General features: G+C 69.5%; 19 protein-coding genes. 12 read left to right on the top strand and 7 right to left on the bottom strand.

Annotation, left to right across the window (positions count from 1 at the left end; translation table 11 throughout):
• Window position 1: 1 nt before the first annotated feature.
• From rimO to IT361_13275, 6 genes are all read left to right on the top strand, one after another.
• Complete coding sequence (gene rimO, locus IT361_13300; GenBank protein ID MCC6318651.1) at window positions 2-1402, top strand: 30S ribosomal protein S12 methylthiotransferase RimO; 1401 nt, start codon at window positions 2-4, stop codon at window positions 1400-1402.
• Between the two features lie 86 nt (window positions 1403-1488).
• Window positions 1489-2646 (top strand): SpoIID/LytB domain-containing protein, encoded by a 1158-nt coding sequence (locus IT361_13295; protein ID MCC6318650.1) that lies wholly within the window; start codon window positions 1489-1491, stop codon window positions 2644-2646.
• A 19-nt stretch (window positions 2647-2665) separates the two neighbouring features.
• The gene (locus IT361_13290; protein MCC6318649.1) at window positions 2666-3670 is read left to right on the top strand and encodes a Gfo/Idh/MocA family oxidoreductase; all 1005 of its coding nucleotides are present in this window, start codon (window positions 2666-2668) and stop codon (window positions 3668-3670) included.
• Window positions 3670-4890 (top strand): DUF4105 domain-containing protein, encoded by a 1221-nt coding sequence (locus IT361_13285; GenBank protein ID MCC6318648.1) that lies wholly within the window; start codon window positions 3670-3672, stop codon window positions 4888-4890. Before IT361_13290 ends, IT361_13285 begins: the two co-directional genes overlap by 1 nt.
• A complete protein-coding gene (locus IT361_13280; GenBank protein ID MCC6318647.1) occupies window positions 4887-6839 on the top strand; it encodes a hydantoinase/oxoprolinase family protein in 1953 nt (650 codons plus the stop codon). The genes IT361_13285 and IT361_13280 overlap by 4 nt, the downstream gene beginning before the upstream one ends.
• Complete coding sequence (locus IT361_13275; protein ID MCC6318646.1) at window positions 6836-8413, top strand: hydantoinase B/oxoprolinase family protein; 1578 nt, start codon at window positions 6836-6838, stop codon at window positions 8411-8413. The genes IT361_13280 and IT361_13275 overlap by 4 nt, the downstream gene beginning before the upstream one ends.
• 155 nt (window positions 8414-8568) lie before the next feature.
• Here the strand turns inward: IT361_13275 and IT361_13270 are convergent, their stop codons facing one another.
• Together IT361_13270 and IT361_13265 are read right to left on the bottom strand one after the other, a co-directional pair.
• Window positions 8569-9435, bottom strand: coding sequence for an MBL fold metallo-hydrolase (locus IT361_13270; protein ID MCC6318645.1), 867 nt, complete (start codon window positions 9433-9435; stop codon window positions 8569-8571).
• 65 nt (window positions 9436-9500) lie between these two features.
• The gene (locus IT361_13265; protein ID MCC6318644.1) at window positions 9501-10211 is read right to left on the bottom strand and encodes a Crp/Fnr family transcriptional regulator; all 711 of its coding nucleotides are present in this window, start codon (window positions 10209-10211) and stop codon (window positions 9501-9503) included.
• Between the two features lie 415 nt (window positions 10212-10626).
• Between IT361_13265 and rpmE the strand changes: the two genes are divergently transcribed.
• The 6 genes from rpmE (at window position 10627) to IT361_13235 (ending at window position 15505) form a co-directional block, all read left to right on the top strand.
• Window positions 10627-10836, top strand: a complete 210-nt coding sequence (gene rpmE / locus IT361_13260; GenBank protein MCC6318643.1) for a 50S ribosomal protein L31 — start codon at window positions 10627-10629, stop codon at window positions 10834-10836.
• A 5-nt stretch (window positions 10837-10841) separates the two neighbouring features.
• Window positions 10842-11915 carry a peptide chain release factor 1 gene (prfA, locus tag IT361_13255; GenBank protein ID MCC6318642.1) on the top strand — a complete coding sequence of 358 codons (1074 nt, stop codon included), beginning with the start codon at window positions 10842-10844 and terminating at the stop codon, window positions 11913-11915.
• The gene (prmC, locus tag IT361_13250) at window positions 11912-12829 is read left to right on the top strand and encodes a peptide chain release factor N(5)-glutamine methyltransferase (protein ID MCC6318641.1); all 918 of its coding nucleotides are present in this window, start codon (window positions 11912-11914) and stop codon (window positions 12827-12829) included. Before prfA ends, prmC begins: the two co-directional genes overlap by 4 nt.
• Before the next feature lie 69 nt (window positions 12830-12898).
• Window positions 12899-13252 carry a YlbF family regulator gene (locus tag IT361_13245; GenBank protein MCC6318640.1) on the top strand — a complete coding sequence of 118 codons (354 nt, stop codon included), beginning with the start codon at window positions 12899-12901 and terminating at the stop codon, window positions 13250-13252.
• A gap of 7 nt (window positions 13253-13259) precedes the next feature.
• Window positions 13260-13937 carry a dTMP kinase gene (gene tmk, locus IT361_13240; GenBank protein MCC6318639.1) on the top strand — a complete coding sequence of 226 codons (678 nt, stop codon included), beginning with the start codon at window positions 13260-13262 and terminating at the stop codon, window positions 13935-13937.
• Window positions 13934-15505 carry a S41 family peptidase gene (locus IT361_13235; GenBank protein ID MCC6318638.1) on the top strand — a complete coding sequence of 524 codons (1572 nt, stop codon included), beginning with the start codon at window positions 13934-13936 and terminating at the stop codon, window positions 15503-15505. The genes tmk and IT361_13235 overlap by 4 nt, the downstream gene beginning before the upstream one ends.
• Window positions 15506-15511: 6 nt before the next feature.
• Here IT361_13235 and lolA read toward each other — a convergent pair whose 3' ends face one another.
• The 5 genes from lolA to IT361_13210 are packed head-to-tail and all read right to left on the bottom strand — an operon-like array spanning window position 15512 to window position 23277.
• The gene (gene lolA, locus IT361_13230; GenBank protein ID MCC6318637.1) at window positions 15512-16168 is read right to left on the bottom strand and encodes an outer membrane lipoprotein chaperone LolA; all 657 of its coding nucleotides are present in this window, start codon (window positions 16166-16168) and stop codon (window positions 15512-15514) included.
• Window positions 16169-16221: 53 nt separating this feature from the next.
• On the bottom strand, window positions 16222-16983 hold the full coding sequence (locus IT361_13225) for a ribonuclease Z (GenBank protein MCC6318636.1): 762 nt from the start codon (window positions 16981-16983) through the stop codon (window positions 16222-16224).
• A gap of 28 nt (window positions 16984-17011) precedes the next feature.
• Window positions 17012-20545 (bottom strand): chromosome segregation protein SMC, encoded by a 3534-nt coding sequence (gene smc, locus IT361_13220; GenBank protein ID MCC6318635.1) that lies wholly within the window; start codon window positions 20543-20545, stop codon window positions 17012-17014.
• Window positions 20546-21778, bottom strand: a complete 1233-nt coding sequence (locus tag IT361_13215) for an SPOR domain-containing protein (GenBank protein ID MCC6318634.1) — start codon at window positions 21776-21778, stop codon at window positions 20546-20548.
• 8 nt (window positions 21779-21786) lie between these two features.
• Complete coding sequence (locus IT361_13210) at window positions 21787-23277, bottom strand: SPOR domain-containing protein (GenBank protein MCC6318633.1); 1491 nt, start codon at window positions 23275-23277, stop codon at window positions 21787-21789.
• Window positions 23278-23400 lie beyond the last annotated feature (123 nt).

The raw sequence follows: 23400 nt of genomic DNA, 5'->3' as shown, positions 1-23400 counted from the left end.
CGTGCGCTACCACGTCGTCACGTTGGGCTGCGACAAGAACACCGTCGACAGCGAACGCTATGTCGCCGAGCTTGCGGCCCATGGAGCCTCGCCGGCGGCATCGGCCACGGAGGCCGAGCTGATCGTCATCAACACGTGCGGCTTCATCGATGCCGCCAAGCAGGAGTCGATCGACGCCATCGTCGAGGCGGCTCGGCTCAAGGTCACCGGCAACTGCCAGATGGTGGCCGCGGTGGGCTGCATGGTGCAGCGGCACAAGCCGGAGCTGCTCGAAGCGCTTCCCGAAGTGGACCTCTTCCTCGGCACGACCGAAACGGATCGTCTGATCGCCGAGGTGGGCGCGCGCGGCCTGCTCCCCGACGCGCCGTCGCTGATCCATCCCGGCGTGCGCCTGTACACCGGCGACCTGCCGCACGTGCGCTACCTCAAGATCTCCGAGGGGTGCGACCACGGATGCGCGTTCTGCGCCATTCCGCTGATGCGGGGGAAACATCGGTCCTTCGGACTCGAAGACCTCGTGCGCGAGGCGCAACTGCTCGAGGCTCAGGGGGCGCGCGAGGTGAACCTCGTCGCGCAGGACCTCGCCCACTATGGGCGGGACGTCCGCGACGGTCGCGCGCTCCCCGAACTGCTGCGCGCGCTGCTCGAGGGCACCGACATTCCGTGGTTCCGGCTGCTCTACATCTACAGTGCCGGGCTCACCGATCCGATGCTCGATCTCATGGTGAGCGAGCCACGCCTGGTGCCGTACCTCGACATCCCGATGCAGCACGCGGCCGATGCCGTGCTGACGCGCATGCGTCGCCCGGAGCGCCGCGCCACGCAGCTCGCGCGCATCGCTCGCCTGCGCGATCGCGTGCCGGGCGTCGCCATCCGTTCCACGGTCATCGTCGGATTCCCGGGTGAGACCGACGACGAGTTCTCGGAGTTGCTGGAGTTCCTCGAGGAGGTGCAGCTCGAGCGCGTTGGCGCCTTCACGTATTCGCCGCAGGAGGGGACGCGCGCCTGGGCGATGGAGGACGACGTACCGGACGACGTGAAGCGCGACCGCCTCGAACAGGTGCAGCAGCTGCAGCGCGCGATCACGGCCGAGCGCTATGGCGCCATGCTGGGCCGCGAGGTGCCCGCGATCGTGGATCGTGCGGCGACCGGTGACGCACCGGCCCAGGCACGCACGCAGGCCCAGGCCGATGACATCGACGGCGTCACGTGGCTCGAGGGCGAGGGGGTGCCGGGGAGCCTCGTGTCCGTGCGGCTCGACGACGTCGTCGACGACCACGACTTTCGCGCCACCGTGGTGCGGACCCTGTCCGCTCCCCCACGAAATCACGCCACGCGACGCGCACTCCCCGTCGCCGGTGTGCGTGGCCCGGCGGCATTCGGTCGGCCCTTCGGCGCGTGAGGCTGGTCACCGGCATCGCCTTGCTTGGCGTGACGGCCGCGGGGGTCGCTCGTACGACCACCCCGGCGCCCGCACCGCAGGTCCGCGTGCCTTCACACCTGCGGGTCGTGCTGGGATCGTCACCGCACGAACTGGAGCTTGGCGGAGGGGTTCCCTGGCGCCTCGACGACGCGTGGGGGCGCACTCACGTGCGCGACGCAGCCGCCACCTGGCGAGTGGAGCGCAGCAACCGGCGACTGCGGGTCGTGTCGAAGGACGGTCGTCGACAAACGGCGTGGTCGGAAGAGCCGTTTGCCGTCATCGCCGACGGCCCAGCCTCGATCGTGCCATGGAACGGCCATCGGTATCGCGGCGAACTGCGCCTCGTGGCCACTGACACGGCGATCATCGTCGTCAATGTCGTCGGGCTCGAGGAGTACCTGCGCGGGGTTGTGCCGATCGAAATCGGGCGACGTGCACCGAACGAGATCGCCGCGGTCGAGGCGCAGGCGATCGCCGCACGCTCCTACACCGTAGTCCGGGCCCTGGAGGGCGTCACAAAGGCATGGGACCTCACCGCGCGTCCCACGGATCAGGTCTACGGTGGGGTGGACGCCGAGACCGCCTTGTCCGACTCGGCCATCGCTGCGACCGCGGGACAGGTGCTCACCTATGGCGGCCAACCGATCCGTGCACCGTACCACTCGACGTGTGGCGGTGCGACGGCCTCTCCGCGCGACGTGTGGCGAGGCGGCCAGGACGCCTGGCTCCGGGGGGTGAGCGATCTCGTCCCCGGCACGAACCGCGCGTGGTGCGAGATTTCTCCCCGGTTCGCGTGGGAACGGGTGATCGACGAGCGAGCGCTGCTCGACGCCGTGGCGAGCCAGGAGCGAGGCCGGCGCGTCGCACGGATCACGATGGCGCGCGTGGCCGCGACCACGCCGTCCGGCCGCGTGCGTGAGTTGGCGCTCGACACGGAGGCGGGGACGGTGACACTCTCGGGCAACGACATGCGATTCGCGCTGCGCGACGCACGTGGCGAGTGGCTGAATTCAACCTATTTTTCGCTCGAACCGACGATCGAGCGTGGCGGTCGCCTCACGCGCCTGACGCTCCGGGGTCGCGGAAACGGACATGGGGTGGGGATGTGTCAGTGGGGAGCGATCGGCCGCGCGCGGGCCGGCATGGCGAGCGCCAGCATCCTCGAGGCGTACTACCCGGGAACCGTGATCGCCCGGGTGCAGTCAGGGGTTCGATCGCGGTAGACCTTCATCCTGGATGGCGATGAGCGAGCGCGTGCGAGTCGTGGTGGTTGGTGCGGGGGCCATCGCCCAGCTGGCGCACCTTCCGGTCCTGTGCAAGGCGCGCGGGGTCGAGATCGCGGCGCTGGTGGACAATGACCGGGCGAAGGCCCGCGCCCTGGCCGATCGATTCGGCATCCCCGACGTGTTCACGGACCTCGAGGACGCGCTCTCCTATGGCCAACTCGATGCCGCGATCGTCGCCACGCCGAACCATCTGCACGAACCGCACGTGCTCGAGGCGATGGTCGCGAAGCTCGACGTGTTCTGTGAGCGCCCGCTCTCGCTCAACGCGCGTGGAGTGGAGCGCATCCTCCTGGCGGCCACGCGGGCCGGCCGGAAGGTCGTCGTGGGCAACAACCACCGTTTTCGGTCGGATGTGCAGGCGATGGTGCGATTCCTCCGCGGCGACGAACTTGGTCGGCTCGTCGGAGTTCGGGCCGGCGCCTACCAGCCGCGCGGCCGCTTCGAAGGCTGGCGAACGCGCCGACAGGAGAGCGGTGGGGGCGCGCTCTTCGAGCACGGCTTTCCGTTGCTCGACCTGGCCCTGTGGATGACCGATTTCCCGGCGCCGGAGCGCGTGTGGGCGAGTATGCAGCGCGCGCGCGGGGCGAATGCGGTGGAGGAGGCTGCGCTGCTCGTCGTCGAGTGTGCGCACGGTCTGGTGCTGACGTTTGACCTGAGCTGGGCCTACGTGGGTGACGAGGAGCGCTGGTGGTTCGAGACGCTGGGCCAGCGCGGGAGCGCGCGCCTGGCGCCCCTGCGCGTGGTGAAGGAGCTCAACGGCACGCCGGTGAACGTTTCGCCGACGGGAGCCGCGGCGCGAGAGAACGCGTTCATCCAGTCGTATCGCGCGGAGCTGACCCACTTCCTCGCGGTGGTACGCGGGGAGCAGGCGTATGATCCGCCGACCGACCAGGTCATGGTGCACCGGATCCTCGAGGCGGCCTACAAGTCCGCAGAGGACGGCAGGGAAGTGCGCTTCTGATGCGTGGTGTCCGTGGGCGCCTCGCGCCATGGCTCTTCGCGATCGCGTACCTCACCCTGCCGTCCACGGCGGGCGCACAGGATCGCGCGCCCTCTCCTCCGGCTGAACCAGGCTCCGAACTCCAGGTCTACGTGATGACGATGGGGCAAGGCGATCCGATCTGGGAGCGGTTCGGCCACAACGCCCTCGGTATTCGCGACGCGCGCACGAACACCAACCTCGTCTACAACTGGGGTGTGTTCAGGTTCACGGAGGCCGACTTCCTCCCCCGATTCCTGCGCGGGGAGATGCGCTACTCGGTGGAGGCGTACGATGCCGGTCTCACCGTGGCCTATTACCAGAGTGTCAACCGCTCGGTCGGGATCCAGGAGCTCGACCTCACGCCCGCGCAGCGCGTTGCCGTGCGCGACTACGTGGAGTGGAATGCGCGCGAGGAGAACAAGTATTACCGCTACGACTACTTCAGCGACAATTGCTCGACCCGGGTGCGCGACGTGCTCGACCGCGCGCTCGGCGGCGCGTTGCGGCGACAGTTCGACACGATCCCCAGTGGCCGCACCTTTCGCGACGACGCCCGGCGCCTGACCGAATCCGACGTGCTCTACACGGGGATCGACATCGGACTTGGCACGCCTTCCGACCGGCAGATGACGCAGTGGGAGGCGATGTTCGTTCCCATGACGTTCCGTGATCTGCTTCGGAGCGCCCGCGTGACAGCGCCGGATGGCGCGCGGCGTCCGCTCGTGGCGTCGGAGGGTGTGGTCTTCACAGCGACCCGCACGCCGGAGCCCGCGGCGCCGACCAACCGGCAGCTCCCGTTCCTGCTGATCGGCTCCGGGATCGCTGCCCTGTTGTTTGTCGTTGGGGTGATCGCACCCACCGCGGGACGCAGCCTGGCGGCGACGTGGTGCGCTCTCGCCGGCGTCCTTGGGCTGCTCATCCTCGGTCTTTGGACCCTCACGCGGCACGTGTGGGCGTACGAGAACGTGAACCTCCTGTACTTCAACCCGCTGTGGTTCGGCGTGGCGTGGATCGTGGCGCGTCGGGCAGCGCCAGGCCCACGCGCGCGACGCTTCCTCCTGATCTGTGCCGGTCTCGCAGCCGTCGGCGTGGTGCTCGGCGCCCTGCGCTGGCCGCAGGCGAGCGAACAGGTCGCGCTGCTCGTCCTGGTACCGCACGCGATGGTGCTGGCGACGGTGTGGCGGCGCGTCCGCGCATGACGACGCGACCGCCCGGAGGTGGCGAGAGCCTCAGCATCGGCATCGATGTCGGTGGCACCTTCACCGACCTCGTCGCGGTGTCCCTGACGACCGGCGAGGCGCAAGCCGCCAAGGTACTGTCTACGCCGTCGGACCAGAGTGCAGGCGTCGCCGAGTCGCTGCAAAGCCCGGCCGCACAGCGCGCGCCCGTCACCCGCATCGTGCACGGCACGACGGTCGTCACGAACATGCTGCTCGAACGCACCGGCGCACGCCTGGTGCTCTGCGCCACCCAGGGAGCGACCGACCTGCTGGACCTGCGGCGACAGGAGCGCGCGTCGCTCTACGACCTCTCGCGACACCACCCGGACCCGCTCGTGCCGCGGACCCGCGTGCTCGCGGTGGACGAACGGATCGAGCCGCAGGGAGCGGTGAAGGCGCTGAGCGAGGAACACGCGGCCGAGATTGCCGAACGCGTGGCCGGCATCGGCCCTGAAATCGTGGCCGTTTCGCTCCTGCACGCGTACGCGGATCCCACGCACGAGCGTTTGTTGCGCGACGCCATCGTCGCGCGTATCCCGGGGGTCGAGGTCGTGCTCTCCAGTGACGTGTTGCCGGAGATCCGCGAGTATGAACGGACGGCCACGACCACCTGCGAGGCCTACGCGCGCCCGGGCGTCGCCAGGTACCTGTCGCGGTTGGGGGAGCGCGTGAGGGCGTTGGGCATGCCCGTGCCTGGCGTCGTCTCGTCGAGCGGAGGCATGCGTGACGCGAGCGATGCGGCAAGCGCGGCGGCGTCGCTCGCGCTGTCGGGCCCCGCAGGCGGTGTGGCCGGCGCCGCGCTGGCTGCACGCGCCGCGGGTTTCGACACCGCGCTGAGCGTCGACATCGGCGGCACCAGCGCGGACGTGGGCCTCATCCTCGATGGGCAACCGCTCGTGGAGGCCGGCGGCAGCGTGGCCGGCGTCCCGATCGCGTTGCCGCGTGTGCTCGTCGAGACGGTGTCCGCTGGCGGAGGCTCGATCGGCTGGCTGGACGATGGCGGGGCGCTGCGTGTCGGTCCGCGGAGTGCGGGCGCCATGCCCGGGCCCGTCGCCTTCGGGCGAGGTGGGACGCAGCCGACAGTGACCGATGCCCACGTCGCGCTCGGGAATATCCGTGCCGATCGCCTGGGCGAGGGTGTGCATCTCGACGCGGCCGCGGCCACGGCGGCCGTGCAGGCGCTTGCCGCACGACTCGGCGTGACATCGACGCGATGCGCCGCGGCGATGATCGATACGGCCGACGCCGAGATGGCGCGCGCGCTGCGTCGCGTGAGCGTCGAGCGCGGCATCGACCCGCGTGAGTGCCTGCTCGTGGCGTTTGGTGGCGGTGGCCCGCTGCACGCCTGTGGGCTCGCCGAGCGACTGGGCATGACCCGGATCCTGGTCCCGCCGCACGCCGGCGTGCTGAGCGCCCTCGGCCTTGCCGTCGCGCCGGAGAAACGCGTGGCCATGCGGAGCGTGATGGCCCACGCCAACGACGGTGTGTGTGAACGCCTCGTGCGACTGGCGCGCGAGGTCGCGGCGTCCGCGGGCGGCGGTGGCGCTCCTGACTGGATCATCCGGGCCAGGTTTCGGGGGCAGGGCCACGAACTCGAGGTGCCGTACGACCCGGCCCGCGACATGGCGGCGCTGCGCGAGGCGTTCCTGGCCCAGCACCAGCGGCGCTACGGGTTCGTGCTCGAGGCGCCGGTCGAGATCGTCAGCCTTCGCTGCACGCGCACGGCGGCCGCGCCGGCGCTTCGGCTGCAGCGGCGAGGTAGTGCCGCATGGGATGCGACCGCACCGAGGGATGTGGGGGCCGAGCTTGGTGCGACGCTCAGTGGGCGGGCCGTGGTCGCGCTGCCCGACGCGACGATGCTCGTGGCCGAGCGCTGGACCGCGCGGGCGCTGCCGGTTGGCGGGTGGCTGATGGAGCGCTCGGCATGAGTCACGCGACCGATCGTCCGGCGGCGACATCGCGCGGCTTCGACCCGCTTCGCCTGACCGTGTTCTCCAACGCGGTCGCGATGATCGCCGAGGAGATGGGCACCGTGCTGGAACGTGGCGCCCTCTCGCCAAATATTCGCGAGCGGCGCGACGCGTCCTCGGCGCTGTTCGACGCGAAGGGGCGGATGGTGGCGCAGGCCGCGCACATCCCCGTGCATCTGGGCGCGATGCCGGAATCGGTGAAGGCGGTGCTCGCGCGGAACCCGGTCCCGGGCGACGTGTTCCTGCTCAACGATCCGAACCACGGCGGCTCGCACCTCCCGGACCTCACCATGATCGAGGTCATCGCGGAGGGATCGGAGATCGTCGGCTTCGCGGCGATTCGCGCGCATCACGCCGACGTGGGCGGGATGAGCCCAGGCAGCATGCCGCGCGGGGCCACGGAACTGGTGCAGGAGGGCCTTATCGTGCCACCGGTGCGCATCGCGCACGGCGACGGGTGGCATCGCGACATGCTCGACCTCGTGCTCGCCAACGTGCGGACGCCGGAGGAGCGGCTGGGCGACCTGCGAGCGCAGCGGGCCGCCTGTGCGGCGGGCTGCGCGGGGTGGCTCGCGCTGCGGGCGCGCGAGGGTCGCGAGGTGGTGGACGCGGCGTGCGACGCGCTGCTGGAGTACACCGCCCGTCGCGCCCGCGCGTGCGTGGAGTCGTTAGGCCCGATCCGGGGCCGCGCGCGCGACGCGCTCGAGGGTGATGGCGTGACCGAAGACGACGTGGTGGTGGCGGTGGACGTACGCACGGAAGGCCCGACACTCGTGCTCGATTTCGACGGTACCTCCCCGATGGTCGCCGGCAATGTGAACTGCCCGTTGCAGGTCGTGCGGGCCGCGGCAGTGTTCGTGTTGCGTACGCTGCTCGACGACGACGTGCCGACGAACGACGGCATCGCCGGTGCGCTGAGACTGATCGTGCCCGAAGGCAGCGCCATCAACGCGCGTTGGCCGGCGGCGGTCGCCGCAGGGAACGTGGAGATGTCCACGCGCATCACAGACGCGATCTTTGCCGCGCTGGCCGATGCCGGCGTGCGCGCACCGGCGCAGGGCCAGGGCACGATGAACAACATCACGTTCGGCGGCCGGGGCTGGACGTTCTACGAGACGCTCGGTGGAGGCCAGGGCGCGAGCGATCGCGGGCCGGGCCCCAGCGCCGTGCATGTGGCCATGAGCAACACGCGCAACACGCCGATCGAGTCGCTGGAGCAGGCCTATCCCCTCCGAATCGACGAGTATGCGATCCGCATCGGCTCCGGGGGCTCGGGGCTGCACGAGGGCGGCCAGGGCGTCGTGCGCCGCTATCGCGTGCTGGAGCCCTGCACCGTGACGCTGTTGACCGAACGCCGGCGCCACGCCCCCAAGGGCGCGGCAGGCGGCAGCAACGGACAGGTTGGGCAAAACCTCCTGAACGGAACGCCCATCGCGGCCAAGTGCAGGCTGGAGCTGAAGCCAGGCGACGTCGTATCCGTGCTCACGCCAGGAGGCGGAGGCTGGGGAGCGACCGCCGAAGCGGGCACCTGAGGCGCCGCCCGTCCCTCATCCGGAATCCCGCGTGCCCACTGGCAAAGGCGCGACCTTCACGTGCGCGACGTGAACCGGTATCGGGGTGATCCGCCGCATGCCACCCGGTCCACCGCCGGGCTTCATCCACCGCATGGCCATCCGCCCATGCGTCCCTAGACGTCCAGCTGCATCCCCTCCGCCGCCGCCAGCACTCTCACGCGGCCCTGTCGCTCGCGCACCATCTGGTGGCAGAGCGCCAGCATCTCCTCCAGCGCCGTGTCGCTGCGATCGGGTTCGTGATGGAAGAGCACCAGCGTCTCGACTTCCGCGGCAATCGCAAAGTCGATCGCATCACGATACGACGAATGGCCCCAGCCCCGATGGTCCATGTATTCGGACCCCGTATACATCGCGTCGTGGATCAGGACCGTGGCGCCGCGGGCGAACTCCACCAGGGCGTCGCGTGTGGAGGCGTCTTCCGCCCGGTCACCGTCCCGGTCGAGTTCATTGTCCGGGATGAACACCATCGACCGCGTCGCCTCGGCGGCGTCGGACAGGCGGAAGCCGAGCGCACCACCCGGATGCCGCACGTTGATGGTTTGGACGTTGTAGCCCGAGCCGGAGTGTCGATGCTGCGCCACCTGGGCAAACTCCATGCGCGCCAGGAGCTGGTCGAAAGCCACGGGGAACACGACGGGACTCATCTGCTGGCGCAGCACCACCTCCAGGCTGCTCTCCATCACCGGGGATCCCCACAGTCGGAAGTGATTGCCCGACTGGAAGGCCGGCGTGAAGAACGGCAGCCCCTGGATGTGATCCCAGTGGGCATGGCTGAAGAAGAGGTCACCGCGGATCGGCGTGCCGTCAGCGGCGCCGACGAGCGCGCGGCCCAAATCGCGAATGCCGGTGCCGGCGTCGAGAATGATCAGCTCGTCGTCCTGCGAGCGAACCTCGAGGCACGTCGTGTTGCCGCCGAAGCGGGCGGTCTCCGGACCAGGGGCAGGGCACGACCCGCGGGTGCCCCAGAATCGGACGCGCATTCCCGAGAATGGAAGGGAACCACGACGAGGCCCCCCCGCGGCCGCGGGGGATCCTCGTCGCAACGTCAGACGCGCGCTTGCGCCATCTGCTTGAGGGCCGGCCGGTTGGCCACCGAGATGCGGCGGCGCTCCACCTTGATCAATCCCTGGATCTGGAAGTCGCGGATCGTGCGCGACACCGTCTCTCGGCTCGCGCCGATCATGTGCGCGATCGTCTGGTGCGTGAGCGGTTTCTCGATCATGTCGCTCCCGCTCTCTTCGGCAAAGTCGAGCAGCAGGCGCGCGATGCGGCCGGGGACGTCGAGCAGCGCAAGGCCGTGAATCTTGGCGTCGGCGCGGCGCAGGCGCCGCGCGAGTTCCATCATGAGCGACCACGCCACGGCCGGGTTGGCCTCGACGCGCCGGCGAAAGTCATCCCGGCGGAGGACGAGCAGGTTGGTCTCCTCCATGGCGATGACGTGGGCGGAGCGCGGCTGATCGTCGATGAGGGCCAACTCGCCGAAGTGCTCGCCAACGCCCAGGACCCCCAGAATCACCTCGCGGCCGTCTTCGCCGATGAGCACGACCTTGACGCGACCATCGCGCACGACGAAGAGCGAGTCGCCCGGATCGTCCTCGAACACGATCACACTGCCCTTCGGGTAGTTCTTCTCGCGCATGAGCTCGCCGAAGCGCTGGAGTTCGGCGTCATCGAGCTTGGAGAAGAGCGGGATCGAGCGCAGGAATGCGGCGTTATCCATGGCGCGGACGGGCCTTTCGAGCAGGGTGGAGGACATCGTGACGTCGGAGTATAGAGGCAAGGCGTGGCGGCCGCGTGGCCAACCGTACTGAGGATGGACGCGACAGGATATGTGGGGTCACGCCCGGGGCAGACATCCTGAACGCGTTCAGGGTCAGGCGTCCCGGCGCGTCGCAGCTTGGACACGCGACGGCGGCAACATACCGGATTCTCACGGGGACTCTGTAAGCCGGATCACGTTCGCTGGTGATTGGCAGAGAGGCTCCCAGCCGGGCATGCCCTGGGCATCGTTTCGTCGGGGCACGCTCACCGGCATCGGCGGCCTCCTGTACACGGCCGTTCAGTCCGAGCTGCCCACAGGGCGGCGACCGGCTCTATCCCTTTGCCTGCCTTGATCTTGCCGGCTGAGCCCCATAGCTTTCTCGATTCGCCAAGAACACCCTGAGGGACCCGTGAAGACCGACATCCATCCCGAGTACGCCACCTGCACGGTGCGTTGCGCGTGCGGCAACAGCTGGCAGACTCGTTCAACCGTATCGGAGCTGCACCTCGACATCTGCTCCAACTGCCATCCGTTCTTCACCGGCAAGCAGAAGCTGGTGGACACGGCGGGTCGCGTCGAGCGCTTCCGTCAGAAGTACGCCAGCGGGAAGACCAGCTGAGCCTGATCCGGGATCGCCTGGCGGACGCCGTCACGCGCGCCCGCCAGGTCGAAGACGAACTCGCCGATCCCGGGACCGCGCGTGACGCGCGGCGCCTCGCCTCGTTAGGTCGCGAGCACCAGCGCCTGCAGGCGGTCGTCCAGATGGCCACCCGCCTGGCCAGGGCCGAAGACGAACTCGGGCAGGCCCGCGAACTCCTGACCATCGATGACCCCGACCTCGCCGCCGAGGCGCGGGCCGAGGTCACGCGCCTCGGCGAGGAAATCGCCCGCATCGAAGTCGACGTGCGGCCCCTCATCGTGCCCCACGATCCGCTCGATGACCGACCGGCCATCGTCGAGATCCGTGCCGGCACCGGGGGAGACGAAGCCGCCCTGTTTGCCGCCGACCTGTATCGCATGTACACGCGGTACATCGAACGCCACGGCGGATGGCGCATCGAGGTCATGTCGCTCTCCGACGCCACGTTAGGCGGCTACAAGGAAGTCATCTTCAAGGTGCTCGGCGACGGCGCCTTCGGCGAGATGCGATGGGAAGCCGGCGTGCACCGCGTGCAGCGCGTGCCCGTCACCGAAGCGCAGGGACGCATCCACACGTCGGCCGCGACCGTTGCCGTGCTGCCGGAAGCCGAGGAGATCGACGTCGAAATCCTCGACAAGGATCTGCGCATCGACGTCTACCGGGCGTCGGGACCCGGGGGACAGGGCGTCAACACCACCGACTCCGCCGTCCGGATCACGCACCTCCCCACCGGCACCGTCGTCACGCAGCAGGACCAACGCTCCCAGATCCAGAACAAGGCAAAGGCCATGGAAGTGCTCCGTGCCCGACTGCTCGACCTCAGGATCCAGGAACAGCAGATGGAGCGCTCGCGCCTCCGGAAGTCCGCGGTGAGCACCGGCGATCGTTCGGCCAAGATCCGCACCTACAATTACCCGCAGAGTCGCGTCACCGACCACCGCATCAACGTCACGCTCCATGATCTCCCCACCGTGATGGAGGGTGACATCGGCCGACTGATCGAGGCCCTGAGGCTCGCCGAGCTGGAAGAGAAGCTCAGCGGCGACTCGAACGCATGAGCGGCCTCGCCGAGCGCAACGCACCATCGTCGGCCCAGCATGGGGCCGAGCCGACCTTCGGAGAACTGGTCCGTGGCCTCGCGCGGATGTTTGCTGCGGCGGGGATCCCCCAGGCCGGCACCGAAGCACGGGACCTCGTGGCGGCCGTGCTCGACAAGCCTCGCTTCTGGCCCGCGCTCCACGCCAACGAGCACCCGCTGCCTGACGAGGCCTCCGCGATCCGCGAGGCAGCGCGGCGACGGACGCGCGGTGCGCCGATGCAATACGCCGTGAGGCGGGCGGCCTTTCGGTTTCTCTCACTCCGCGTCGACGAGCGCGTGTTGATCCCTCGACCCGAGACTGAGCAACTCGTTGAGCTCGTCCTCGCGTCGACCCAGGCGCGCCGCGGAGGCATCGCGGCCGACGTGGGCACCGGGTCCGGTGCGATCGCACTCGCCCTGGCCGCTGAGGGACGTTTCGAGCGGATCATCGCTACCGATCTGTCCCTCGACGCGCTCGGCGTTGCGCGGGAGAACCATCGGCTCGTGAAGGCGTCGCTGCGCGCGCCGGTGGAGTGGCGCGCGGGAAGCGCGCTTGCCCCGCTGCGAGGGACCCGGGTGGATGTGCTCGTGTCCAACCCACCGTACATCGCCTACACCGAACTGCCTGCGCTGCCCGCCAACGTGCGGAACTGGGAGCCCACGCAGGCCCTCTGCTGCTCGGGTGAGGGACTCGCTGTGACGCGTGAGATAGTTGCTGCCGCGCCGGACGCCCTCCAGCCCCGCGGCCTGCTGGCCCTCGAGGTGGATGCCACGCGCGCGCACGCCGTCGCGGCACTCATGGAGTCTTCTGGCGGCTTTGAGCAGGTGGCGGTGCATCGGGACTTCAGCGGGCGCGACCGGTTTGTCTTGGCGACGCGGCGCGGGGGCGATTAGGCTCTACCCACCACCACCACGCGCCGGCCGGCTCGGCAGGGCGCATTTCCCCAGCCATTCCACGGGACGATGATCGACCAGAAAGCCAGGGAACTGGGTCGCCTGATCGGACAGAGCGACGAGTACAAGGCGCTCAAGCGCGCCAACGACGGGCTCGGCCAGGACCGCGAGGCGGTGGCGAGCCTGCAGCGCATGGAGACGCTCCGCCGCGAGGCGCAGCGCATGCTGCAGGCCGGCGAAGACCCCACACCCGAGATGGAGCAGGAACTCGATGGACTCCTCAGCCGCGTTCAGGTGGCGCCGGCGTATCAGCAGGCGATCGTGGCTCAGGAGAACTTCGACAAGGTGATGATGCAGGTAAACCAATGGATCGCCGAAGGCATCAAGACCGGCGCGGCGAGCCCGATCATCACGCTGTCCTGAGCTTTCGATGCGCGGCGTGCTCGTCGTGCTCGAAGGTGCCGAGGGCGTCGGCAAGACGACGCAACTCAAGCGGCTGGCCGACCGCGCCCGAGCAGGCGGACTCGCCGTGGAAGTCGTGCGCGAGCCCGGCGGAACGCCGCTGGGCGATGAAGTCCGGCGCCTCTTGCTCGATGCGCCGCTCCAGGTAGCGCCTCGCGCCGAGGCGCTGTTGTTCATGGCGTCGCGCGCGCAGCTGGTGGACGACCTGGTCCGTCCGGCCCTGGAGGCTGGCAAGGTGGTCCTGACCGACCGATTCTTCCTGTCGACGTACGCGTACCAGATCGCGGGACGCGGCCTCGATGCGGAGGCGGTGCGGATGGCCAACCAGCTTGCCACGGCGGGACTCGCTCCCGACGTCACGATCCTGCTCGACCTCCCCCCGGGGGATGGGGTCTCGCGTGCGGCCGCGCGCAGCGCCCCGGACCGCGTGGAGCGCTCCGGCGCCGAATTTCACCAGCGCGTGGCGCTTGCGTTTCGGGAGTTCGCGACTGGGGCGTGGCAGCGGGAGCACCCGGAGTGCGGCCCGATCGTCCTGGTCGACGCCACGGGCTCGGCGTCGCAGGTCGAAGCACGGATCTGGGATCAGCTCGCCTTGGCGCGCCCTGAAACGTTCGGCGGGGTTCGCGGGTCTCACACAGGCACATGACCTCGTCGCGAACCCGCGGATTCATCGCCCTCGCCGTGCTGGGTGGCGCCCTCGTCAGCGGGGGGTGGCTGCTCGGGCACGGGTTCTCGAGGCCTACGCCGAAAATGCAGCGTGAGCGGCTGTTCGACCACGTGCTGACGCACATCCAGCGGTACTACGTGGACTCGATCCCCACCGGGCAGCTGTTCGAGAAGGCGATGACGGGTATGCTGCAGGAGCTGGGTGACCCCAACACCGTCTACCTGCCGCCGGATCGACTGAAGCGGCTTACCGAGTCGACGACGGGGCTGTACACCGGCTCCGGCGTGCGCGTGGATTCGCGCGATGGCGTTCCGACGGTGATTGCCCCGCTCCCCGGTGGGCCCGCCGAGCGTGCCGGCCTGCTGCCCGGTGATCGGCTCATCGAAATCGACGGGCGCGTGACCAAGGGCTGGACGGACGACGAAACCCGGAACGCGCTGCGTGGGGCGGTCGGCACCAGAGTGCGACTGATGGTTGATCGACCGGGTGAACCCCGCCCCTGGAGCATGATGCTGGTGCGCGGCGAGGTGCATCGTCAGGCGGTGCGACGCACGGCGCTTCTGCCGGGGGGCGTTGGGTACATTGACCTCAAGATCTTTTCGGATTCCACCGAGCGCGAACTCACGCGCGCGGTCGATTCGCTGCGGGGCGCCGGCATGCAGAAGCTGGTGCTGGACTTGCGCGGGAATCCGGGTGGCCTCGTGACGCAGGGCGTGGCCGTGGCCGACCTGTTCCTCGAACCGCGGCAGCTCATCGTGCGGCTCAAGGGTCGCACGCCGCAGACGACGATGGCCTACAGCGATACAGCGGTGCAGCGGTGGCCCACGCTTCCCGTGGTGGTGCTGGTCGATGAGGCTTCGGCGAGTGCGGCAGAACTCGTCGCCGGCGCGTTGCAGGACCACGACCGCGCGCTGCTCCTCGGCCGAACGACCTACGGGAAGGGCAGTGCGCAGGCGGTGTTCCAGACCGCGGTGGGAGGGCTCAAGCTCACCACAGCGCGCTGGTACAGTCCGTCGGGGCGGTCCATCGATCGTGGTCGAGCCGTCGAGCCCGACCCGCGCGCGGTCGCCGCCAGTGACGAGTTCCGAACGGACGGCGGCCGGACAGTGTTCGGCGGTGGCGGCATCACCCCGGACGTGATCGCGGGCGACACGTCCCGTGCGCCCGGTGAGCTCGAGCTGCAGCAGGCGCTTGGGGAGCGGGTGACGGACTTCCGCGACGCGCTCACCGCCTACGCCGCGTCGCTGCGGGGCACACGTCCGGTCTCCTCGCCGGACTTCGTGGTGACGCAGGCCATGCGCGATGCGGCCTGGCGCTTCGTGACGAGCCGCGGCTTCACCCTGGATCGTGCGACCTACGATCGCGCGTCGGGCATCGTGTCGATCCTCATCGGTCGCGAGATTGCGCGGATCGAGTTCGGCGCGGGGGTGGAGGCGCGGCGCGCAATCAACGAGGATGGCGTGATCCAGCGCGCAGCGACCCTGCTGGGCGGTGTACGCCGGCCCGCCGACGTGTTCGCGGGCACGGTCGCCTCGACGCGCAACTGAGGCGAACTACCGCAGGGTAGACCCGTCGACCACCTTCACGCCCTTTGGTGGCGTGAAGCGGAACGCCGACGCAGACACCGTGGCATTTGGTTCGTAGGTCATGATGCGCACGCGTCGCGAGACGCCGTTGTGTTCCTGGGCCTCGAACTGACGGAGCAAGCCCTCGTCATCGATCCAGACGCGCGCGCGCGCGAACCCGGCGTCGCCCCTGGGTACCAGGTTCACCGCTCGCGTCACGCGGCCGTTGATCGTCGCCTCACCGGCGTCGGAGATCGTGTACTTCGCGCGCGGGTTGGAGAAGAACGCGCCGATGAGGTCAATCGATCCTTCGATGTCGGCCGTCAGCGGTGCCCGGATCACCTGGCCCGGCGTCGAACTCGGCAGGTACAGCCATACGAACTTGCCGTCCGAGAGGATCACATCTCCCTTTGGATCGGTGAAACGGAAGGCAAATCGATCGGGGCGGGCCTGCTCGAATGCACCCTTCGACGGGATGGTGGAACCGGTGAGGGCGTTCGTGATGCTCTGCTCGAACGTGGCCTTCGCGGTTCGGACCGTCGCGTACGCCGCAACGGCCCGATCGATGGCCTGGTCGGCGGGGCTTGCCTGGGCGCCGAGCGCGAAGGGGAGGATGAAGCTCGCCAAGGCCGCGAGACGTCGCATGGGAGGAGTGGTCACGAGGGAAACGTACCCCGGGCGCGCGTGGCACGTTCCGGTCATGTGACGAGGAACACGCTGCCGTCGTTGGCAACGTCGATGGGTCCGCCGAAGCGCTCGCCGACGATCGCTCGGATGTCCGCGCGCTCCACCGGCGGGTACAGGTGCGTGAGCACGAGCCGCCCGGGACTGGCGATCGCCGCCATCGCGCCGCACTGCTCGGGGGTGAGATGGGATGCCACCGCCATGGCGCTGGGCAGCGAACACTCGAGCAGCAGCAGCGAGGCGTCGCTGGCCCACTCAGCGAACGCCGTGTCCATGCCCGTGTCGCCCGAGCAGACCAGCCGGCGGCCGCGGTGGGTGAGGCCAAACGCCACGCTTTCCGGCGTGTGGGGCACCGCGCAGGCTTCGAGCACGACGTCATCGCCTAACGAAAACGGTTCGTGCGGCCCCACCTCGATGATCCGCATCCCCGGGACGTTGGTGCGCAGCGCGGGGAATGTGGCGGCGGCGAGGCGGTCCACGAGCGCATCGAGGCCCACCGGTCCAACGAGCGTGATCGGTGCGTCTCGCGGCGGCAACATGCCGTATCGCCAGGCCATGAGCAGGCTGACGAGGTCCAGCGTGTGGTCCGGGTGAAAGTGCGTGATGGCCACATGCGTGACTGACGCCCAGTCGAGCCCAAGCTGCGCCATGCGCCAGAGTGACCCGCTGCCGCAGTCCACGAGCAGCCGCACCGCGCCCGCCTCGATGAGCGCGCTGCTCTGCACCCTGAGCGGATGTGGGGCCGCGGTGCCCGTTCCGATCGTCGTCAGTCGCACGATCTCGGACCGGGCCTCGCCACGCTCGTCAGGCGGCCTCGACGCCCTGCGGCTCCACCACCGGCGCGTCGGGGGCCTCGACCGACTCGTCGACCGTCGTGCCGCGCATGCGCACGCTCACGAGCGACGACACCCCCGGTTCCTGCATCGTGACGCCGTAGACCGCGTCCGCGGCTTCGGTGGTGGTGCGGGGGTTGTGGGTGATCACGATGAACTGCGTCTTGCTCTTGAACTCGTTCAGCATGCGCACGTACCGGCCGATGTTCGCGTCGTCCAGGGGTGCGTCCACTTCGTCGAGCAGACAGAACGGACTCGGCTTCGTGAGAAAGATGCCGAACAGCAGGGAGAGGGCGACGAGTGCCCGCTCGCCGCTCGAGAGCAGATGGATACGCTGCGTTCGCTTGCCACGCGGCGACGCATGAATCTCGATGTCGCAGTCGAGCGGCAGCTCGGGGTTCTCCAGCCGCAGGTCGCACTCGCCTCCGCCGAACAGCGTCATGAAAATCTGGCGGAAGTTCTCGCGCACCTGCGCAAACGTGGTCAGGAACATCTCCCGGGCCGTCGTGTCGATCTCGCGGATGGCGAGCGAAAGCTTGTGTTTGGCCTCCGAGAGGTCGTTGCGCTGGTTGGTGATGAACTCGAAGCGTCGGAGTTCTTCCTCGTGTTCCTCGATGGCCAGCGGATTCACGGGGCCGAGTCGCTCCACTTCGCCGCGAAGCTGCTCGGCCTCGGCACGCAGCGCATCCTCTGGCAGATCCACCGGCTCGTACGAGGTGAGGAGGTCCTCCAGCGGGCGCCGCCACTCGGTCTCCAGGCGCTCACGGATCGCGGTCCGCTTGCCCGACAACTCGATGAACCTCAACTCGGCGTGATGGAGCGCTGACTCGCGATCATGCGCTTCGCGGCGCGCGGCGTCGAGCGCGTGCTCCGCGTTCTGAAGCGCCTGGTCGGCCGCGCGTACATCGTCCTCGGCGGCACCCAGCCGCGTCTCGATGTCACGCAGCACCGCCACGCGCGCGTCCAGGTCCGTGTGCCACTCCTGAAGCTGCGTGGCCATGCGCTGATCGGACTCGCCAAGCGAGGATAGCTCCTCGGCGAGCGTCGCGAGGCGCTGGGACGCAGAGCTGTGCTCCTGTTCCAGGCGTACCGTTCTGTCGGTGGCCACCTGCAGGCGTGCCTTTAGCTGCGCCAGCGCCACCTGGTCGCGGGTTCGGTTCTCACGGAGTTCTTCGAGCGCACGTTCCGCTGCCGCCGCCGCTGCCCGCCGAGCCTCGATCCCTTGTTCACGTTCGTGAAGCGACGCGCTGACCTCTCCGACCTGGGTATCGACGCCTGCGAGTCGCTCGCTCAGCTGCGTGCGGCGCGCCGTCAGCCGGTTGGCGAGCGCTTCGGCCTCTTCCTGCTCTCGCAGGGAGCGGAGCCGACGACGCTCCAGTTCGCCCCGCACGTCGTTGGCGCGTCGGTCGTCCGCCTGGGCCAGCGCCGACCGCTCGGCCGCACCAGACACCGCACCTTCGGCCGCGACGAGGGCCGCACGCGCAGATTCGGCGGCCGCGGTCGCGCCCGCGCGGGCGTCCTGCGCGGCCTGCAACTCGGCTCGCAGCGCAAACAGCTCGGCGCGGCGGCGCAGTGGACCGGCGCCGGCCACCGTGCCCGGGAGCCACACGGCGCCACGCGCGTCGACGAACGCGGTGCCTTCATCCAGCGTGCGCACGCGGTCCAGCAAGGCGTGCACCCAGGCCGCGGCGTCAGGCGCGGCGTCGACCTGACCGGCGAGATCTCCGTCGTCTCGGCCCGACGCTGGTGGCGCGGCGTCGAGCGGCAGGAGGAGCAGGGGGCCCGGATTCGTCGACGCGTGCCACGTCCTCACCGCGGCCGCCGTGTGCTGATCACGCACGACGATCGCGTGAAGCGACATGCCCAGGAACCGTTCGACGACGAGCGCTGACGCTGATCCAGCGGTCACGAAGTCGGAGATCGGGCCGAGCACGGCGCCCGGTCCAAAGCGCTCGCGGTCGCGGAGGAGACGTGCGGCGGCGGGGGCGAGGCCGACCCGCTCGCGCTCGAGGCCTTCGAGCGCGCTGAGTCGCGCTTCGAGCGCCGTCGAGGCGTCGTTGGCGCGCGCGAGTTCTGCGCGGGCGCCGATGTCGAGGTCTCGGGCGGCGCGCGCGGCCGTGCGCGTGGACTCCAGCTCGCCCTGTGCCGAGGTCACGGCCACGCGGGCGGTCTCCATCGCCTGGTCGGCGGCGACGATCTCTCGCTGCAGCGCGGAGGCGGCATCGGCGAGCAGTTCCCGCTCGCCTCCGAGCTGTGAGGCTCGTGCGTCCAACTCCGCCATCTCGCGCTGGGCTCCCTCTCGATCCAGCTCGAGGCGCCGGACGCGATCGCGCAACTCTCGGACTTCCCGTTCGACAGCATCCACCGCGCCGCGCCGATTCGTGACCTCGCCACGGGCATTGTCTTCGGCAATCGCGCGCTCGGCGAGGTGTGTCTCGGCGATCTTCGTTTGCTGGTCCAGATGCGCGAGTTCGTCGCTCGCCGCGCTGCGCTCAGACGCCAGTCGCTCGCCCGTCGCCGCACCTTCGCGGCGCTCTTCTTCAGCGCGGTGCCTGCGCTCGAGGGCGTTCCGCTGGCGCTCTTCGGCGACGGCGACCTCGGAGCGACGTTCCTGGACGCTTTGCTGTTGTTGTGAGGCGAGACGGGCCAACTCATTGCGGCTAGCCTCTTTTTGCGCACGCACCTCGTGTTGTGCATCACGGCGCTGCTCTGCGCTCTCGACCTCCGCCGACGCCACTGGCGCGGATTCCCGCAAGTCGACGAGCCGGACCTCGAGCTGCGACAGTTCCTCGCGCCATGCCGCCATTTCGCCCGCGGCCACGGTGAGATCGACCGAGAAACGGCGGGCCATGAGCTCGGAGTGACGCTCGGCCTTCTTGCGCTGGCGGGCGAGCGACCGCACCTGGCTCTGGACTTCGCCCAGCAAGTCGTCGAGGCGGGCGAGGTCGGCCGTGGTCTCCTCGAGCCGGCGCTCGGTGCTGCGCCGCCGATCGCGATACAGGCCCACACCGGCAGCCTCTTCGAACAGCTCCCGCCGATCGTCGGGCCGATCGGAGAGCAGGGCGTCGATCATCCGTGCTTCGATTACCACGCCAGTGTCGGCGCCAAGGCCCGTCCCGCGGAGCATGTCGTGGATGTCACGGAGGCGACACGAGGCCCCGTTCATCAGGTACTCACTGTCTCCGGAACGCGAGAGCCGCCGCGTGATGACCACTTCCTTGAACGCGATCGGCAGGCCGCCGTCGTCGTTCTCGAAGAACAGGGAGACTTCCGCGAGGTTCACCGCGCGTCGAGCCGACGAGCCCTGAAAGATCACCTCTTCCATTTTCGCGCCGCGGAGCATGCGCGCACGCTGCTCGCCGAGCACCCACCGCACCGCATCGGACACGTTGGACTTGCCGCAGCCGTTGGGACCCACGATCGCCGTGACACCGGCGTCGAACTCCATGGTCGTCGAGTCGGCGAACGACTTGAAGCCATGCATCTCGAGCTTGGAGAGCCGCACCTACGATGTACTCCCGGTCCGGACCGCGAGGACCGATTGAATGTTCAGCGAATCGAGCTGCCGAGCGAACCACGCCGCCGCGGCACCGTCGGTGAAGGCGCCGACATAGATGTGCCACACGCCGGTGGAATCGCGCAGCGTATACGCGGGGAGACCTCGCCCCTGATAGCCGGTCACCCGCAGTCGGGCCATCGCGTTATCGGAGGCGGAGTCAACGAGAAGGGCGAACGGAACGTGGGTGACGGCGCCGGCGGAGCCCAACGTGGTTCCCGAGGTGCGCAACGCGGCCAGAAAGTTCTCCGCCGAGATGCTGTCTGAAAAGGCACCCGCCAGGATGCGGTACCATGCCGTGGAGTCCGCACTCGTGCGGACGTCGGCAAACGTTGCCGCCGGGACGGAGTCGTGGAGCGCAAGCACCGCCGCCTGCGCATCGGCCCGCGAGTTGAGGAAACGCAGTTCGGTGCTCCACGCAGCGTCAGAAGTCACGCGTGGCGGCACGACGGGGAGCTGCCCGCCGGAGGAATCGACGCCTGGAGCGACCGATGCGGGACTCGCCAGCCCAGCGGCTCGCAGCAGCGGTTCACGCACCTGAGGGATTGCGAGCACGCCGGCAGCGAGTGCGGCCGCCAGCGCGACCCAGGGCCAGCGGGCCGACCGCCGTTCGACTCGCGGTGCGACGGGTCGCGCGGCAACGGTGGGTGTGCGCATGGTCGCCGCGGTTTGTACGTCCGCAAGGACCGTCACCCCGCCGGGTCGCGCGGCGTCGCCGACCAGGACGACGCCGTCGAACTGCTCCACGAGCGCCCCAAGCGACGGGACGCGCGAGGGCGCCGAGATGAGCAGGATCGCCCCGGCTCCGTGCACCTGTCGGCTCAATGCCCGCCAGCGTGGGCTGGTCAGCACATCTTCGGCCAGTGGAGACTCCGTGCCGCCGTGCAGGGTGAAGAGATTGGGCGAGTCGTCGGTGGTGCGCGCGGCGCGTCCGATGGAAATGCCGTATCGCACCATGTCGCTGATCCCGGCGCCATCGTCGGGGAGGCCGTCGCCCTCATCGCCGAGCAGGTCGCCCAGAAAGACGCGACGGTGCATGGCCTGCGCTCGGGCGAGGCCAAGGGCAACGGCCCGGGTGGCAACCGGGTCGTCACCGAGTACGGCGGCAGCTGCCACGCCGTCAAGCAAGGGGGCGACTCGATGCCCGGCCTGCTCCCAGGTGGCCTCAAAGGCCCGAAGCATGGTGTCGGTCAGGGGGCGCCCTCGAAAATCCAGAAGCTGTGTCCCGAGGCCTTGCCGGCGCGCTCGGCCTCGTCTCGCGAGTCAAAGGGCCCGAGGACCACGCGGTAGATCGGGGTGCCATTCGCATCGCCCGTCACGACGCGGGGGCGCTCGCCCCTCACGTTGATCGATGCCGCGATCTCCCGCGCGCGATCGAGCGATAGCACGGCCGCGAAGGAGAGCGTCCATCCGGTGCGCGCTCGCAGGGCCGGAGTGACCGGTACCGCGGGTGTCGGCGCCGGTGGATCAATCGTCGCCGTGTCCACGGGCGGCGTCGCGGTGGTCCCGGCGGGCGGCGCGATCACGGGGGCCACCTCACTCGCGCCCGTGCGGAACGACACCGGCTGATCGATTCCGCGTGCGCGCGGGCGAAACCCGTTCCATCGGGTAAAGAACCAGGTGTCATCGCCGCCCTTGGCGACGGTACGAACCACCTTGTTGGTGGTGGGCTCAACGAACGCCACGTTGCTCCCGCGCAGCGTCACGACCGAACCGTCGAACGCCACGACCGGGAGATCGGCGCGCCACGACGTACGCACCACACCCACCAGCGTCTCCGTCCCGACGGATACGACCCACGCCGAATCGCCATGCACCGGACGGGCCAGCAGGTATCGCCCGAGCGGGTCCATGCGCAGTTCGGTGATCAGGCCCGGCAGGCGCACCGACCCTGCGAGGTCATTCGCGTAGCGATCAAAGCGCTCGAGTCGCGCCGAGCCCTTGTTGGCGACAAACACGCGGTCGCCGCTTGGAGTCGGCGCCATCGCGAGGATGTCATCGTCCGCGGTGTACCGTTGGACCTGAGCCACCTCGTCCGGCAACACGCTGAGGAGGTCGGGGCCCGCGCCGAGGTACACGCGGTCACCCACTGGGGTGATCGCGGCGCGCTCGGCGAGCGGGATCGCCACCGAGTCGGTAACCTCGTCGTCGGGTGGGCGGAGTCGAACCAACATCCCCTCACCCTTTCCGGCGTCGAGCACAGCGAGCACGGTCCCGTCTGGCGTGGGGATGAGTCGACGGACCTTGCGCCGCGGCGACTGCTGCCAGTCGCCGCTAGGTGTCATGCGCACGATCTCGTTCTTGCCGGTGATGCCATACACCGACCATCCATCGGCCGACACCAGCGAGCTGAACGCGGCCCTGGGCGGGCGCCTTACCGTGCCGAGTCGGAGGTCGACCCAGCCGGGCTGGCCCGCGGAATCCGCGATCGCCAGCAGCCCGTTCTCGGCGTCGAATGCGAGCACCCGCTCGACGGCAGGGGCCGCCTGCGATGAGCGCCAGATCGTCGAGTCGAGCGACGCAAAACGGTACGCGCGCGCCGTCCCGCCGTTTCGTGGAATCCGAACCACGACCGGATCGGGGCCAGCCGACATGGTGGTCGCACGACCCTGCGGAGATTCGCTTTCGCGCGCACAGGCGAGGAGCAGGCCAGCGAAGAGTGCGAAGAAGGCGTAGCGCACGCCGCAAGTTACAGGCGCGGGTCCACACGCGGCAGGCGGCGCGTGGTGCGCGACGTCACGACGCGATGCGGGGGAGCGCCGTGTGACGCTCCCCCGCTCGCTCCTCGTGTCCTCTTGACGTGT

Source organism: Gemmatimonadaceae bacterium, from assembly GCA_020846935.1.
Lineage (GTDB): Bacteria > Gemmatimonadota > Gemmatimonadetes > Gemmatimonadales > Gemmatimonadaceae > RBC101.
The sequence above is the reverse complement of the archived record's forward strand: the minus strand, read 5'-3'. Positions and strand labels throughout refer to the sequence as shown.